At 47.2% G+C, this 16,013-nt stretch carries 13 protein-coding genes and 1 pseudogene; 2 read left to right on the top strand and 12 right to left on the bottom strand.

Translation table 11 applies throughout. The features are described 5' to 3' along the window. Positions 1–19 precede the first annotated feature (19 nt). The 7 genes from ruvA to recN form a co-directional block, all read right to left on the bottom strand. Complete coding sequence (gene ruvA / locus ACHZCY_RS22750; protein ID WP_319550509.1) at positions 20–640, bottom strand: Holliday junction branch migration protein RuvA; 621 nt, start codon at positions 638–640, stop codon at positions 20–22. Positions 641–749: 109 nt separating this feature from the next. Beyond that, positions 750–1,253: a crossover junction endodeoxyribonuclease RuvC gene (ruvC, locus tag ACHZCY_RS22745; protein WP_319550508.1), complete on the bottom strand. Its 504-nt coding sequence runs from the start codon at positions 1,251–1,253 to the stop codon at positions 750–752. 2 nt (positions 1,254–1,255) lie between these two features. Beyond that, entirely contained in the window at positions 1,256–2,005 is a 750-nt protein-coding gene (locus ACHZCY_RS22740; protein WP_205220807.1) for a YebC/PmpR family DNA-binding transcriptional regulator, read from the bottom strand. Positions 2,006–2,133: 128 nt separating this feature from the next. Then, a complete protein-coding gene (locus ACHZCY_RS22735; RefSeq protein WP_205220808.1) occupies positions 2,134–2,745 on the bottom strand; it encodes an SAM-dependent methyltransferase in 612 nt (203 codons plus the stop codon). Between the two features lie 331 nt (positions 2,746–3,076). After that, positions 3,077–4,597: an HDIG domain-containing metalloprotein gene (locus tag ACHZCY_RS22730; RefSeq protein ID WP_319550507.1), complete on the bottom strand. Its 1,521-nt coding sequence runs from the start codon at positions 4,595–4,597 to the stop codon at positions 3,077–3,079. A 12-nt stretch (positions 4,598–4,609) separates the two neighbouring features. Beyond that, the gene (locus ACHZCY_RS22725; protein WP_319550506.1) at positions 4,610–5,656 is read right to left on the bottom strand and encodes a thiamine biosynthesis protein; all 1,047 of its coding nucleotides are present in this window, start codon (positions 5,654–5,656) and stop codon (positions 4,610–4,612) included. Beyond that, complete coding sequence (gene recN, locus ACHZCY_RS22720; protein ID WP_205220811.1) at positions 5,653–7,347, bottom strand: DNA repair protein RecN; 1,695 nt, start codon at positions 7,345–7,347, stop codon at positions 5,653–5,655. The genes ACHZCY_RS22725 and recN overlap by 4 nt, the downstream gene beginning before the upstream one ends. A gap of 716 nt (positions 7,348–8,063) precedes the next feature. Here recN and ACHZCY_RS22715 point away from each other — a divergent pair. Then, the gene (locus ACHZCY_RS22715; RefSeq protein WP_319550505.1) at positions 8,064–8,567 is read left to right on the top strand and encodes a metal-dependent transcriptional regulator; all 504 of its coding nucleotides are present in this window, start codon (positions 8,064–8,066) and stop codon (positions 8,565–8,567) included. Between the two features lie 19 nt (positions 8,568–8,586). On the opposite strand, the pseudogene ACHZCY_RS22710 reads toward ACHZCY_RS22715, so the two are convergent. Further along, a pseudogene (locus ACHZCY_RS22710) lies at positions 8,587–8,772 on the bottom strand (Rdx family protein); the annotation flags it as partial. A 212-nt stretch (positions 8,773–8,984) separates the two neighbouring features. Here ACHZCY_RS22710 and gspF point away from each other — a divergent pair. Further along, the gene (gene gspF / locus ACHZCY_RS22705) at positions 8,985–10,208 is read left to right on the top strand and encodes a type II secretion system inner membrane protein GspF (protein ID WP_319550504.1); all 1,224 of its coding nucleotides are present in this window, start codon (positions 8,985–8,987) and stop codon (positions 10,206–10,208) included. On the opposite strand, the gene gspE is transcribed toward gspF, so the two are convergent. The 4 genes from gspE to gspN all read right to left on the bottom strand — a co-directional run bounded on the left by gspE (position 10,201) and on the right by gspN (position 16,007). Next, positions 10,201–11,925: a type II secretion system ATPase GspE gene (gspE, locus tag ACHZCY_RS22700; protein ID WP_319550503.1), complete on the bottom strand. Its 1,725-nt coding sequence runs from the start codon at positions 11,923–11,925 to the stop codon at positions 10,201–10,203. The two genes, gspF and gspE, sit on opposite strands and share 8 nt — an antisense overlap. A gap of 51 nt (positions 11,926–11,976) precedes the next feature. Then, positions 11,977–14,205 (bottom strand): type II secretion system secretin GspD, encoded by a 2,229-nt coding sequence (gspD, locus tag ACHZCY_RS22695; protein WP_319550502.1) that lies wholly within the window; start codon positions 14,203–14,205, stop codon positions 11,977–11,979. A gap of 105 nt (positions 14,206–14,310) precedes the next feature. Continuing rightward, a complete protein-coding gene (locus tag ACHZCY_RS22690; RefSeq protein WP_319550501.1) occupies positions 14,311–15,072 on the bottom strand; it encodes a type II secretion system protein N in 762 nt (253 codons plus the stop codon). A 2-nt stretch (positions 15,073–15,074) separates the two neighbouring features. Further along, positions 15,075–16,007, bottom strand: coding sequence for a type II secretion system protein GspN (gspN, locus tag ACHZCY_RS22685; RefSeq protein WP_319550500.1), 933 nt, complete (start codon positions 16,005–16,007; stop codon positions 15,075–15,077). Between the last annotated feature and the right edge of the window lie 6 nt (positions 16,008–16,013).

Here is a 16,013-nt window from a genome sequence, read left to right as displayed (position 1 = left end):
CTCCAATTACCATTGTCGGTCATGCCAAACCCTGTAAAGCAAGACGGATAAGCTCTTCCACTGCCATGGCATCAGCCCCCTCACCATGCTGTTTCTGTACACGACGCAAGGCCTGCCATGCAAGGTGTTGTGGATAGCCAAGATTAATCAGGGCCGACACAGCATCCTGGACAGCATTCCCCTGAGCGGGACTTCCTGATACCACAGATGGCTGCCCTTCAACTCCAGAAGGCGCTAAACGACCTACCTTCTCGCCCAATTCAACGCACAATCGTTGCGCTGTTTTCTTACCAACTCCGGAAATTGCAGTTAACCGAGCATAGTCCTCCATACTTATCGCCGTGGTCAATTCTTCACTCCCAAGCCCGGAAAGAATTGCCAACGCCAGCTTAGGGCCGATGCCGGATACAGTTACCAGCAAAAGAAATAACTTCTTGGTCTCCTGCTTTTCAAACCCAAAAAGAGTAATTGCGTCCTCGCGGACATTGGTCTGAATCAGCAGAAAACACTCTTCACCGATTGCCGGCAGCAAATCATAGGTCCTGGAAGAGATAAACACCTCATACCCGACACCCTGCACATCAAGTACAATGGAACCAGGCGACTTAGAACGTACAATACCGTTGAGCGAAGCAATCATGAACGTATGGCGAAAATGCCAAAGAAATCAAACCAACATGTCGCCGAGCTTGCTAAAAAAGGACTAGCAACCTCGGCACCAAAATACCCTGTATCAACCATTGCACCTCTCAACAATTCAACCGCTCCCCATATCTTAAATGATGAGCATGGCAAATGGCCACCGCAAGGGCATCGGCTGCGTCACTGGAAGGACTTTTCTCCAACTCAAGCAACACTTTGACCATATGCTGCACTTGTTTTTTATCAGCCTGGCCATAGCCGGAGATAGCCTGCTTGACCTTCCTTGCTGTATAATCAAAAGCCTCCATGGAATGCTGCATAATGGCAACAATGGCTGCACCTCTCGCATGTCCGAGCTTCAGGGCCGATCGAGGATTACGATCGACAAAAACATCTTCAATGGCAGCAACCTCGGGCTTATGGGTAAGAATGACCTCATTCAAACCGTTAAAAATAACAGAAAGGCGTCTAGAAAAGTCCTTTTCATGGGTAGTGCGTATCGTCCCGCATGCGATAAACCCAATATTTTGTCCCTCGGTAGCTATCACCCCATATCCGGTTATTCTGGACCCGGGGTCTACCCCAAGGATACGCACCACCTTTGCCGACACGCTCAGGAAAGAGCCTCTATCAACTCATCCGGGATATCAAAGTTGGCATGCACTTTCTGCACGTCATCATGGTCTTCAAGGTTTTCCAACAATTTCAACAATGATTTGGCAGGCTTTTCTTCATCTACCTCAACCACATTTTTAGGAATCATGGAAATGGTGGCCTCGCTGCATACCACTTTATTTTTCTCGAGTTCGTCAACCACTTCGCTGAAGTCTTCAGGCTCGGTGAGAATCTGGAAGTTATCTTCTTCCTCAACCACGTCTTCTGCACCCGCTTCCAAAGCAATGTCCATCAACGCTTCTTCATCAATACCTTCCTTGTCAACCAGGATAGAACCTTTCTTATCAAACATCCAAGCAACACAGCCGGATTCGCCAAGGTTGCCGCCGCTTTTTGCAAAATAATGCCGAATATCGGCAACGGTTCTGTTCTTGTTGTCGGTCATCGTCTCAACCAGGACAGCCACCCCACCTGGACCGTATCCTTCATACAAAATCTCTTCATAGACCGCACCGTCTAGATCACCGGTACCTTTCTTAATAGCCCTGTCGATATTATCCTTGGGCATATTTTCAGATTTAGCAGCTGTTATCGCACTTCGCAGACGAGGGTTACCATCGGCATCTCCGCCACCCATTTTGGCGGCAATGGTAATTTCTTTAATTAATTTGGTAAAAATTTTTCCACGCTTGGCATCGTTTGCCCCTTTCTTACGTTTAATGGTGCTCCATTTAGAATGTCCAGACACTGCGAAACTCCCCCTCTCTAGTATTTATCTCAAACCATGTAGTTAATGGTTATTTTTCGGTTATTTCCACTTAATATTTTTTTATTCGGCGCCACCTGAAAGGGACACTCCTACACAAAAGCCACTCTTTACTTCTGCACGGCTTTTTGACGAAACCCCCGCCCGAGAATAAAAACCTCTCGGCTTTCTTTACGCGAACTCTTCGGCTTGACCACCTTTACCGTCTGGAAAAAAGCTTTACACGCCTGTACCACCGCTGGAAAGTCTTCTCCCTGAAAGGCCTTTACGTACAATGTCCCGTTTTCATGCAACAGATTCACAGAAAGCTCCAACACTCTGCGCACCAACCGCATCGATTGCTGATGATCTGCATATTGACTGCCGGTTGTCCTTGGTGCCATATCACTGAGAACGACATGAAAACCAGGCCATTTTTCACGAAGCAGGGTAACCAAGTCGTCGGCGTACACATCATAACAGAGCCAATGAATTTCAGCATTGGGTTTTTGACTGGGAAAATCTGTTGGCTGGATATCGACCCCAACAACAGTTCCACGTTCACCAGCCACCTCTGCTGCATACAAACTCCAACTTCCGGGATGGCAACCAAAATCAATAATCCGCTGCCCTTTTTTCATAAACTTGTATTTCTGCTGCACCTCATCAAGCTTATATACAGAGCGAGCCGGATAATTGTCTTTCTTTGCCTTTTTAAAATAAAAATCATTTACCTTACGCATTCTCTCTCCATCTTTTTCTAACCCAATTTCCTCATGAACTTTTTGATTACAAACTCAATTAATTGATATTATTGTTTAAGATTAATTGTACAATTAACTGTCTGTTTTTCGTTTTCAATCAAAAAGTTCTCCCTTCGGGTCAATAGATTTTTCCGCAGGGTCTACGTTACAAACCACTTGCGGTGGTTAACTACCGGAGTCTACCCGGAGTCTTCGCTTACCTGCTGCGCGGCTTGAGCCCTACCCTGCCAAAAACTTTATTTATGAAAAATCCGGGCTGAGTGTCACGGCAACGCTGATGCAAAAAACTTCAACGCCATATGCCGACATTTCATCGTTGACGTGCCCCTGACTTCTCCTGCATATCTTCCGCAATAGACCGAGCCATAGCCAAAGCCTCATCGCGGGTTGTTATCAACTGTTCCATCTGCGCCTCCAGAACCGCCTCCAGAATGACTTTAAAATGCGGACCAGGAACAAGAGCCAATTCACCAATAAGGTCGTTTCCAGTGAGTAACGGCGTCCCGGCAAGAACCGGCGCAACATTCTCCACCTGCACCAATTCCACCTGTGCAAACAATTGCCCTAGCTCCATTTCTATGTTCAGCGGTCGCATCCCCCCCTGACCGGCTCGCGCATCAGCCATGGCCAACAGAAAAAGGCCGGCAAGGTCGGTTCCCATACTTTTAATCAAACGAATACAAGCCTTGGTCGATACGCTACCTGTACGTGCCACGTTAAGCAAATGAAACGGGCGCATGTGATGACTAATTAAATTCGCTACCTTTTCAACAATATAATTACTCCAGCGCTGCCTTTTACCGATTGCCCTGACAATCCGCGCCCCTTCATTATCATGGTTATAAAAGGTTATTCGATCATCCCGACTTTGATCAATAACATGGGTCACCGGCTTCCCTACATCATGAAGAAGAGCAGCCCAAGTAAGTATAGCTGTACAGTCTTCACCAGCCAGATACTCTGCTATAGAATCTTTCCGTTCCGGATACCCATGAGCAGTTGACCGAAGCAACAGCTCCATTTGAGCCAGTGTCTCAATATTATGAAAAAAGACGTCCAAATGATGGCTGGCCGGCTGCTGCATGCCTAATCCTTGGCGTAACTCCGGCAATATCTCCCACAACAACCTGCTCTCAGCCATTTCTTTGAAAGTGGCAGCAGCACGCCCTGACCCCATGATTAAATCAAGCTCATGACAAATTCGCTCAGGAGCGACATGGTCAACAAGGCTTGCCTGACGCCTGACGAGATCACCTGTACTTGACTCTATGTCAAATCCAAGCACGGCCGCAAACCGGAATACGCGCACCATACGCAACGGGTCACGCTCAAAGGCCTGCTCCGATGTTACGCGAATTTTTCGGGCTGCAATATCCGACAAACCTCCGGAGGGATCGACGATTGGCAACAAACAGTTTTTTTTCTCCCAGCCTTGTTCCAACAGAGGATCAAGACAAACGCCAAGGGAGTTGATGGTTAAATCACGTTTATTTAATTCCTCTGCAAAAGTTGCAGCACCTTCTCGAAAGGCTGAAAAATCAACGCTCACTCCGTGGAACACGATCCTTGCAGCATCTTCTTCCCGACCAAGGGGAACAAAAGCCCCACCTGTCTGCTTAGCCACTTCCCCTGCCCACAAATGTGCTCCATCAGGCACTGTAATATCAATATCCCCCGGAATATAACCGAGGAGCAAATCACGAACCGTTCCCCCTGCAAGATACACTGATTGCCCATGTTGCTCCTGCAATGCAGCAAGTTTTTCACATAGCCAGCACGGCAGGACACGGGCTACCTGCTTTCCGGTCAGCGCTCCCTGCCCTTGAACCATAAGAGCTACCTTTTATTCAATCCGCCACAACTGAAGCTTTGACCCAGCAAGCGGTTTATACATTTGAGAGACACGTCCCCTTCCAGTGGTAACAGTCACCTCTGCGGGAATTGCCTCACCATTTACTTTTTTACTGTAGGAAACCACTATTCCGGCAGCAGCATTAACAACTTCCTCTTTACGATGCCCCTCTATCTGCGCGTCACCGAGGCGTAACAATGCGGTAGGACCGGGATGGGTCGTCATTTCAAACAGCCAGTCACCCGGTCTCCAGTAAGAGGCTATCCGATCATTCTCTTTTTCATCTCTACCTACCACCAGCCAAAATTTATCAAACAGTAAAAATTGACGCCCAACGAGCAGCAAATTAACATCATCAACAGAAATATCCTGCGAATCAGGCGTGTAGGCACCAGCGTAATATTTTTCTATCCGCCCACCAAGGTTTCCGTCTGTAAGCATGCAGCCACCGGCCGCATTTGGATAGTCCTTTATCCCCAAGGCTTTAGCCAATGCCATCTGCGGCTTTCTTCCCCTACCCGAAAAACCGTAGAGTTGTTCCCGATCAACAAGACCTTCCTGTTCGGCCCTGGTCGGCACAAGCAACTTGGCACTCAAAGGCCGCAACAAAATCCCGGCGCAGCCTGCATCACGCTCTATGACGCGCAAAGTATCCCTTCTTTGCGACATGGGACGTTGTCCCACCACCTCACCGGTTACCAGAAAAGAAGCGTTATACCGTGCCATCAGTTCCCTGGCCCTGGTCAACATAAGTATCTTACAATCAATACAGGGATTAAAATTTTTACCAAACCCATGGGTAGGATTTCGCAACAGATCCAGGTACCCTTCACTCAGGTTCACCAACTCAACGTCGAGCCCATACTTACGTTCCACCTCTGCGGTATATTCATCTTTTTTTGCAAGCAGGTCATAGTCAAAAAAAGGGGTCACGAATTTCAATGCCACCACCTTAATCCCCTGCGCTGCAATAACCCGGCAGGCAAGAATAGAATCAAGCCCACCGGAAAAAAGCCCTAAGGCTACTGTTTGTTTCACACGCTACTCCTTTTCCGCCTACGTTCGGCCAGTTCTTTTGCATACATCATGGTCTGGCCGGTAGGATCCTCTCCACCAAGCATCCTTGCCAGCTCTACTACTTTTTCCTCTTCATCAAGCCGAACCAATACGGTTTTGGTCCGCCCGTCCTGAATGCGTTTTTCAATCCTGAAATGAAGATCAGCACCTGCAGCGATCTGGGGGAGGTGGGTAATACAAAAAACCTGGTGATGGCTGGAAAGCTCACGAATTTTTTCAGCAACTGCCTCTGCAGCCTGACCACCTATCCCGGCATCGACCTCATCAAAAATGACCGTATCGACCTGATCTCGACGGGCAAGAATGCATTTCATGGCCAGCATCAGGCGTGACAACTCCCCACCAGAGGCAATGCGAACCAGCGGCTTAGGTGGTTCACCTGGATTGGCGGAAAAAAGAAACTCCACCGTATCCCGGCCACTTACCTGTACTCCATCCAGACCAAGCCCTTCCGGAACGGCCATCTGCACTTTAAAAATCGCCTGATTGAAACTCAGGGAAGCTAACTCTGATTCCATGACTCTCCCTAGCCGCAGAGCAGTCTCTTTCCTTGCCTCTGACAGCTCCGTCGCCTTTAACAATGCCTTGGTACTGACTTGCTCGAGTTCAACCTCCAGGTCATCAATCCGTCCCTCAAGCCCTTCCAGCTCTTTCACCTCCAGGCGAACCTTTTCTGCAAACGCAATAACTTCCTCCAAAGTAGGACCATATTTTCTCTGCAGCTGCTTTAACAATGCCAATCGCTCTGCTATAGCTTCCATCCGTGACACATCCGTTGGGATAGTCTGGAGATAACTGCTCAGTTCCTGTTCTATATCACTGATTTCATAGCAGGCTGAAACAGCGCGCTCAGCAAGTTCAGCAACAGAAGGGTCAAGGGTTGTCAGCTGTCCCAGGTCTTTTCTGACCTCTGAAAGGGTATCTAAAATAGTTCCTGAAAAAAGATGTTGCGCCTTTTTGGTAATCTGGAGCAATGCTGCTGATGACTTGAGTTTATCTCGCTCCTGCAAGAGCTGTTCATCCTCTCCCGGCCTCAGTCTCGCATTTTCGATCTCTTCCAGCTGAAAAAGAAGAAAATCTTTCTGCTGTTCTTTTTCCTGTTCTTTTTCAAGTAACTGTCTCAGATCGGTTGAAAGCGCCTGCCACTGTTTAAACAAACGGGAAAACTGCTCTCTCAACGGCCAGAGTTCCCCATAGGTATCAAGAAAATCCAAATGATGACGAGTATTCAGCAGCTGTTGATTATCATGCTGGCTGGCAATATTGACTAAACCATCAGCCAATTCCCTGGCCGTACGGGCAGTTACAAGCTGGTCATTGATATACAATTTGCTTCGCCCTTGACTGGTAATAACCCTGCGGACAATACACGTCGCACCGTTATGCAATGCATGGTTGTCGAGCACGTCCTGCAAAGCACCTTGCTCCTCACGAATTTCGAACAGTGCTTCAATGTGTGCCTGGTCGCAGTCGCTACGTACCCAGGACGAAGAGCTCCTGCCGCCCCCCAGCAGGTGTATTGCCTGCAAAATTATAGATTTACCAGCACCTGTTTCACCTGTTAACACAATTAACCCGGTTGCACGTTCCGACACATCGAGATGAAGTGCATCAACCAAGGCGAGATTTTGTACTCTGAGTTCATGGAGCATGACGACTGACCTTAGGGGTGTTACCTTTTGGATTCATTATATCTATTATTATTACGAAAAGCAGGTGGTCTCTTCCACCCTTGCTGCCTGCCTGAAGAAATGAAGTCACCCCGTATTGCTCATCAATTCAGGTGGTGCCAGGCTCAAAATTTTTAGGAGTAAAGAGGAGAGCGAAGACTCCCGGTAAGCGAAGACTCCCGGGTACAAGTAGACTCCGACAATATGTTATCGGAGTCTACGCCAACCTTTTACTGCCAAAAGACTGAACAAGATGGTACCGCATGGACTGACCGTTGGTGAACGTTGTGAAAATTTACAACTCCATCTATTTATACTCAACATGATGAGGTTGTTTACACGTAGACGAATTGACACAACGTTTATGAGAAATTCGGGTTGAGCGCGTGCTCGCCCTGCTCTTCCATCTAATTTAAGTCCGCAAACGGCACTGTGCTTAAAATTTTATGCTCGTAGCTGAGCCAAGACGCTGTTCTCAACTCTCTGTCTGCTGTAAAATATTCAGCCTACCTCGGAGTATGTTGCTTACCCGCCCGCAAACCAAAGTCCCCACTTCCATGCAGACACAAGATAAGACCGGTCCATCCCTACTTTTTCCATTTTCCCAGGCTCAGGGCAAGCGACATTCCCCTTGACGGGTCCTCCGGCAAACAGTATTTTCGGAGAGATACCTATCTTTTACCATAAAGGGAGTTACCGTGTCTACCAGTCCACAATTAAGCGCCAGTCTTGAGGATTATATTGAAGCCATTTACCATATCATTACAGAAAAGCAGGTTGCGCGTGGAAAAGATATTTCTTCACGGCTTGACGTCAGCGGCCCTTCAGTAACGGAAGCACTTCGAGCCCTGTCTAAAAAAGGTCTCATCAACTATGTACCCTATGAAGTCATCACCATGACAGAAAAAGGACGTGAGGTTGCTGAAGATGTCATTGAACGGCATAACGCATTAAAAAAATTCTTTACAGAAGTACTAGCTCTTGACCATGATACAGCCGAAGAAGGAGCATGCAAGATTGAACATACGGCCCCAAGAGAAATCATCAACAGAATGGTACTATTTATTAAATTCCTTAACGTCTGTCCCAGGGGAGGGGAGGAATTAATTGCCGGATTTGCCAGTTTCTGCCAAAAAGGTGAACTTCGAAGTACCTGTGCTGAATGCATCTCTCAATGCCTTGCCCCCAAGCAGGAACAATAACAGCTGCAGCTGTTTGCTTTTATCCGTTGGCCCGCATCAACCCAATAATTTCATTTGACTCGGGAAAGCGCCCTGATTCTCTCTTAGAAAACAAAAGATTACCATCCAAAGTAACATCAAATATACCGTTTGAACCGGGAATCAAAGTTACCTCAAGCTTTTGGCTGAATGCCTGTTCTAACGCAGCTTCCAAACTGGAAGCACGTGGTTTATAGTTTCATTGCACGCAATATTCTATTGTTACTCGCATACCACCGCCCATTTTTTTTTTGGCAAGACGCCATTGCTCTTTTTATTAACAGCGCGCTATACTAGCATATTGGTTAGCCGGTGCAATGAATATGAAAGAGTTTTTTCAACCACGCACCTTTTTCCGTCACGCTCCTTTATTCACAATTTCGACACCATCTGAGACCTATGCCTGTATATGAATTCACAGCTCTCGACAGCTCAGGAAAAAAGACCAGAGGTATCCTTGATGCTGATTCCCAGACCGCAGCACGGCAAAAAATACGAGCGCAGGGCAACTATCCAGTAGAGATCAAAGAGACTGCTGCCAGGAAAAAGACACAAAAAGCCGCTACACTTTCCTTTCATATCGGCAAAAAAATAACCGCTCAGGAAATCCATGTCTCCACGCGCCAGCTTGCCACCTTACTGGAGGCAGGCATCCCCCTTATCCAAGCTCTTGATGGTCTCGTAGAGCAAACGAATAATCGTTACTTAAAAAAAACTATTGCCCAGATAAAAGATGCCGTCAATGAAGGGAACTCCCTTACCGCTGCTCTTGAAGAACACCCGCGTCTTTTTTCCAAAATCTACATCAACATGGTCAGAGCCGGAGAAGCATCAGGCTCGTTGGATGTAGTTCTCGAACGGCTGGCGGAATTTGGTGAGAATCAGGCTGCTCTTCGCTCAAGGGTCAAAGCAGCATTACTCTACCCCATCTTCATGGCTTTTGTCGGCATCGCTGTCCTGGTTCTTTTGATTACCTTTATTGTCCCCAGCATCACCTCCGTTTTTGAAGGAACCTCGCAAGCGCTTCCCCTGCCGACTATCATCCTCATTGCTACCAGTTCCCTGCTTCAACAATACTGGTGGCTCTTTCTGCTCGTCATTACCGGAACACTCTTTGCCATCACAGCCTTTCTTCGAAGACCGAAAGGAAAAAGAATGTGGGATACATGTAAACTTTCCCTTCCCGGCTTAAGGGATCTGAATATAAAAATTGCCTCAGCTAGGTTTGGCCGAACCCTTGCAAGCCTGCTCAGTTCGGGTGTATCACTCACTGCCTCACTGCAGATAGTAGAAAACATCGTCAACAATAGCGTGCTTGCTGAGGTTATTGAACAGGCAGAACAAGAACTGGAAAAAGGGAAGAGTCTGTCCCAGATTTTTAAGGCCAGCGACTATTTCCCACCAATGCTGGTGCAGATGATTGCAGTTGGGGAGCAAAGTGGGGCATTGGAAAAAATGCTTGAAAAAGCTGCAGACAGCTATGAAAAAGAAGTCGAAGCCAAGATTTTAGCCCTCACCTCAATGATTGAGCCGGTCATGATTCTGGTCATGGGAGTGGCGGTTAGTTTTATCGTTATCTCGATCCTGCTGCCGATTTTTGAAATGAACCAATTGATCAGGTAACGCGGAAGACCTCCTCCAGGGTGGTTTGCCCTGTAAGTATCTTCCTCAATCCGTCCTGACGCAGGGTAATCATGCCGGTTTCCTCCATTGAAAGCGCCTTCTGTTTTATCAACCCAGCATCAGAGGTGGTAAGGGTAAACCGCTTTAGTTCATCGGTTAAGATCATCAATTCAAATATGGCAATCCTTCCTTTGTAGCCTGTTTCAAAGCACTCAGGGCACCCTTTCCCCCTGTACAAACTTTTATCGCCAACGTCCTCTACACTAAAACCAGCTTTCTCCAGATATTCGCTGGTCGGCACAAAAGCCTCTTTACAATGCGGACAAATCTGACGGACAAGCCGCTGGGCAAGGATGGCGTTTACGGAAGAAGAAACCAGAAACGGCTCCACTCCCATATCAATAAGCCGGGTTACGGCACTGGCGGCATCATTAGTGTGCAAGGTGGAAAACACAAGGTGACCAGTGAGTGCTGCCTGAATGGCTATTTCCGCTGTTTCCAGATCACGAATCTCACCGACAAGAATGACATCAGGATCCTGGCGAACAATGGTCCGCAGCCCGCCGGCAAAGGTAAGGCCGATCTTAGCGTTCACCTGCATCTGCGAAATACCGTCCATCTGGTATTCAATGGGGTCTTCAACCGTTATAATATTTATATCCGGACTGTTTAAAATTCCCAATGCGGAATAAAGGGTGGTTGTTTTTCCGCTACCAGTGGGCCCTGTGACCAGAATAATGCCATGAGGTGCTTTAATTAGCTGGAGAAAATGGGCAAGATCATTAGCCACAAGTCCCAATTCTTCCAACGGAAGATAGACGCTTGACTTGTCAAGCAGGCGCATAACCACCCGCTCACCAAAAGCCGTGGGTAAAGTGGAAACACGGATATCGACATTTTTATCAGCAATGCGAATCTCGATCCGTCCATCCTGAGGCAGCCTTTTTTCGGCAATATCCATCTTCGCCAGTATTTTGACGCGAGAAATTAACTTCCCTAAAACATGCCGAGGCGGCGCATACATGTCGTAGAGGATACCATCTACCCTCTTCCGTATCTTGACCCTATTTTTATAAGGCTCAATATGGACGTCACTGGCATTATCGCGCACAGCCTGCGAAAGCACCAGGTTAACGAGTTTAATCACCGGTGCATCACTGGTATCATCCAGCAGGTCGGCTGTTTCTTCTATCTGAGAAAAGATACTGTCCGGATCTTCTTCATGCATATCCTGCATAACCTGATCCGCAGCCTCGTTACTGGTCATGTCATAGGCGGTATTGATGGCTATAAAAATTTCGTTTTGGGGTGCCAGCACCGTCTCCATTCCTTCCCATTGCAAAAGTCGCTTGAGATCATCAAGCTGCTGCACACAAAAGGGCTCAGCAAGGGCTACATACGAACAATAAGGCGTTGCCACCGGAATCATCTTAAAGCGTTTAAGATATCCGATAGGAACCCGCTTCACAAAAAACGGCTCAATTTCTTTTGGCAACTTTTTGACGACTTTCAGATTGCACTGGATGCTTCTTGCCTGCAGCAACTCCTCTTCGGTAATCTGCTTTTCCTGTACCAGGATCTCACCTATCCGCCCCCCCTTTTCCTTCTGACTCTCCAATGCGGCCACAAGAGCTGTTTCGTCCAGCCCAAACTGCTCCTGAAGTATATTTCCGATAGGTTGCATAGCTCCAAACACCCTTCCAGCGTTATCTTTCATACAATCGGCAGAATGCCTACCCTTTCACCCTGCCTATTCATGATCATACTCTTATTGTCCACTGGTGCGAAGATGTTGTATGTTTTCTCTGGCGAGCTGTTTTAAGACATCATAAGGGCTTTGCCGCCACTCATCCTGCTGTTCCTCTCCAGGGTTAAGCTCCAAAACCTTTTGATACATCTCTCTAGCTCCCTGTACATTGCCTTCACGTTCGTAAACGACTCCTAGATTAATGGTTGCATAAGGATTTTCAGGATCAATATCCAAAGCCTGTAGAAAATAGTCCTTGGCCTCTAAAAATTCACTGCGTTGCAGCTTAGCAAACCCAAGATCGGTGAGGGCAGCTGCATGCTCCGGATTTGGTTTCTTCTGAAAAAAATCATCAGCTATTTGCGAAGAACCAGGCTGCACATCTTCCATGACATCACGTTTATTGTAGTAAATCTCCGCCAATTCGGCAGGATTTTCAACTATATGTGGGGTAATGAAGATAAACAGATTTGTTTTGGTCTCGGTCTCGGTTCTGCTTTTGAAAAGCCAGCCTAAAAGTGGAATATCGCCGAGCAACGGCACCTTGTATTCACCAGTACTGGTATCCTGGCCGATAATCCCGCCAAGCACTACGGTTTCCTCATTGTGAACGACCACGGTTGTATCGGCTGTCCGGTTAAAAGTGGTCGGGTTTCCATCACCCAGATCCTTAAGCTTTATCACCTCCACTGCGATTTCCAAACGTACAACGTTAGCCTGATTGATCTGCGGGGTAATGGTCAGGGTCGTGGCCACATCCTTATATTCGTAGTTGGTGTAATCCTGCTGGGAAGTAGTAGTATTTTTACTGGTAATGTAGGGTACATTCTCCCCCACCTTTATACTGGCTTTCTTATTATCGGTGGTTAAGATCTGCGGGGTGGCGATAATGTTTATGTCTTCGTCATCCTTATAGGCGTTGATCACTGCGCCAAGATTGGGAAAATAAACACCGCCGATTTCGATTCCTTCTTTCAAAACGCCCATGGTAAAGCCGCCAGGAAGGACTGGCGGATCGCTGGTAAGCCCTCCTAAAATCCCATAGGCGTTGTCCCCGGACTCACCGCTGAAACCTCCAAACAGCGTACCGGTTTCATCGGCAAAGGTTCCGGATCCGCCATACTGGACCCCAAGTCCAAAATCCTTTGAGACCTGCACCTCCATGATAAGCGCTTCCATATACACCATACGCCTCGGGATATCTAATTTCTTGATCACATCTTCAAGGACCAGGTACTCCTCGCGGGGAGCTGTAATAATCAGGGCATTTGTCTCTGCATCAGCCACTACCTGTATATCAGAGGAAAGCACAGGCCCAGCCTTACCGCCGGTTTGCTTGGTGCCGGTTGCCTGCTTACCCGGCAGACTGGTCAACACCTTGACCATCTCTTCAGCATTGGCGTGCTGCAGGTAATAGACGCGTATCTTACCCTCCCCCCTGGGAACTTGACGATCAAGCTCTTTAAGCAGGTCATAGATCTTATCAATCTGCGCCTTTGGAGCAACAATAATAAGTGAGTTGGTCCGTTCATACGCTATAATTTTAATCGTTTCCGTCCGCTTCCCTTTTACAACCCGCTGTACAAATAATTCACGGATGGATTTTGCCACCGTGACCGCATCTGCATGCTCCAGGGTAATGGTCACGGTTTCCTCACCAATGGACGGCACATCAACCACCTTAATTATTTCCATCAACCTGGAAATATTAGACTGCACATCAGTGATAATAAGCATTCCCGACTCGGCATGGGCAATAAGGACACTGGTTTTAGAGACAAGGGGTGAAAGAATTTTCTTGAGATCATCAGCATTGGAATGCACCAAGGGGATAATCTGGGTGACAACCCTATCTTCCGGTATATCAACATCACCTTGGTACAGAGTGGAAATATTTTTCGATCTGGCCTGGACAGCAGGTACAATTTTCACCACCGTACCACTGGGAATGGTCGTGAATCCGTGGACCTCGAGCACTGATTCGAAAACCCGATAGGCATCTTCTTCGCTGATCCTGGTAGGAGAAATAATGGTTACATTCCCCTTTACAGCCCGATCAACAATAAAATTTTTCCCAGTGAGCTCACTGATATACTTTATAAACAGATTGATATCGACATCATTAAAATCGATGGTAACATACCTTTGCGGTGTTACTTTTTGAGGTGCACCGTTTGCTTCGCCGAAAATGCCTGTAAACAGCAGACAACAACTCAAACAAACCAGAGATAGAATCAATTTCTTTATCATAAAGCCGCACCCGCTCTTCATTTAACAGCCCCTTTCACAGCTCCACCTCGTTCCACCTGGCCATCATCTCTTTTGAGAAAACAACCTGCGACCAAATGATGTTCTTTATTCATTTTCGAGCCCCTCATCAGGCGCCTCATTTTCGTGCCCCTCATCGGGCTCCTCAATCTCCTCCTCAATGCCTTCCTCACGAGCGCCCTCTTCAACCTCAAGGGGCTCAAACGGCTCTTCCACCGCCTCAGGCTCAGACAATTGGGGACGACTTTCCCGAAAGCTAATACGCCTTCTGGGCCTCACAACAGGCACCCTTTTTTCGACAGCTGTACTGCTGACGTTTTGTTGCCTCATTCCGCCCGTTAAGGGTTGAGGAGACGGAGAACCACCACCTTTTCTTTCCTGAATAGTCAACGCTTCAGTACGTCCATCGACCTCCAAGATCACCTTTCCTCTGACAATCTTGCGGATTCTGGCATTTTGCACGCTATCACCTATACGAAAAAGATCCTGCTTTTTTTCCTTTTCATCGATAATAATCGCTCGAGCATCCGTTTCATCGCCCACAACCGTACCGAGAAGTACCAACTTTAATGAAGTCTCTTCATGGTCTTCATCCTCAACCGGTAGTGATTCGCTGTCACTTGCTTCCAACAATGCCTGAAAAATATTTCTACCGGCAATAACCTCGTAATCTGTCGGCAAAACTGAACGAACGGCACCTGCAACGCGTTCTTCATCAACAGATTCAACGACCTCACTTCCTGTAGGAATAAATGCTACCAGCCCTTCTTCAACCCGCTCGTACCATAAAGACACTCCTGCGAAAATCAGGATTGTCAAAGACAGTAAGGTTAGCAATACCCGTATCACGATTACTGCTCCGCCGTGGTTGCTGCAGCCTCAAACAACGAAGACAGCTCACCAAAGGTAATACCGGGATCAGCGACGTCTCCACTAACCTTAAAAGCGGCACCATCATCCTGCAATTGATTTCGAATAGCAGATAAAAGCTGCCCATCTGTTACATGAACAAAAAACTCCGGCCGTGGTAACATGATCCCGGCAAAGCTCAATCCCGATTGGGCATAAGGATGGTTAAGCTCAATGTTTCCGCTAAAGTCAGCTGAAAACAACTCAGACTCCACCTGTCCTCCATCAATAAACAGTTTTTGCTCGTTGCCTGTCACTGTAAAACGCACCTGTGAAAAAGGAAAAACACCATGCCCAAGGATCTTTTTTTTCAGACCTATTTTACCGTTACCGATACTCACTTTCACATCCATATTACCTAATGCTGTGAAGTCGCTTTGCACCTTGCCCTTAAATTGTGCATTCAATTTTCCTTGTATCTCTCTTCCCAAAATTGCTCGTATGCCGGTAACCAAATCAAGCTGCACGTGCTCAATTTGTCCTGCAACGTTAAAAGCATCCAAGCTTGAACCAGTGCTAAAGGTACCGGCAACACGCCCCTGTTCAATCGTCGCCACATAGCCGACTACAGGTTGCATATTCAATAAACTTGCAAATTTCGGCTGCAGCTCCAAGGTTTCAACCTTCAACAGCGTCTTTTGCTCTGCAGATGAAGAGAACTCCAATCCGGTCAAAACCAATTTTCCAGGAAACCCAACCGCTACGTTAGATAATGCTACCCTCGTGTAAGGGAAACGTGCACCAAGATACTCAGGTATCCACTGGTCAAGGAAATCCACAGGAAAAAGTATCCACAACATGAGAACGAGCCCTGCCACGGTAAAGAGAAAATATCCCAGTATACTCCTTCCCCAACGAAGCGTTTTTGCCATCATCAGCGA

This window comes from Desulfogranum marinum (genome assembly GCF_963675105.2).
In the GTDB taxonomy this organism is placed as follows: Bacteria; Desulfobacterota; Desulfobulbia; order Desulfobulbales; family Desulfobulbaceae; genus Desulfogranum; species Desulfogranum marinum.
The sequence above is the reverse complement of the archived record's forward strand: the minus strand, read 5'-3'. Positions and strand labels throughout refer to the sequence as shown.

Bases quoted from the DNA above. Each gene is read 5' to 3' on its own strand.
- ACHZCY_RS22735 (WP_205220808.1), bottom strand. From the start codon at position 2,745: ATGCGTAAGGTAAATGATTTTTATTTTAAAAAGGCAAAGAAAGACAAT.
- recN (WP_205220811.1), bottom strand. From the start codon at position 7,347: ATGCTCCATGAACTCAGAGTACAAAATCTCGCCTTGGTTGATGCACTT.
- gspD (WP_319550502.1), bottom strand. From the start codon at position 14,205: ATGATAAAGAAATTGATTCTATCTCTGGTTTGTTTGAGTTGTTGTCTG.
- gspE (WP_319550503.1), bottom strand. From the start codon at position 11,925: ATGAAAGATAACGCTGGAAGGGTGTTTGGAGCTATGCAACCTATCGGA.
- ACHZCY_RS22730 (WP_319550507.1), bottom strand. From the start codon at position 4,597: ATGGTTCAAGGGCAGGGAGCGCTGACCGGAAAGCAGGTAGCCCGTGTC.
- ruvA (WP_319550509.1), bottom strand. From the start codon at position 640: ATGATTGCTTCGCTCAACGGTATTGTACGTTCTAAGTCGCCTGGTTCC.
- gspN (WP_319550500.1), bottom strand. From the start codon at position 16,007: ATGATGGCAAAAACGCTTCGTTGGGGAAGGAGTATACTGGGATATTTT.
- gspF (WP_319550504.1), top strand. From the start codon at position 8,985: ATGCCTGTATATGAATTCACAGCTCTCGACAGCTCAGGAAAAAAGACC.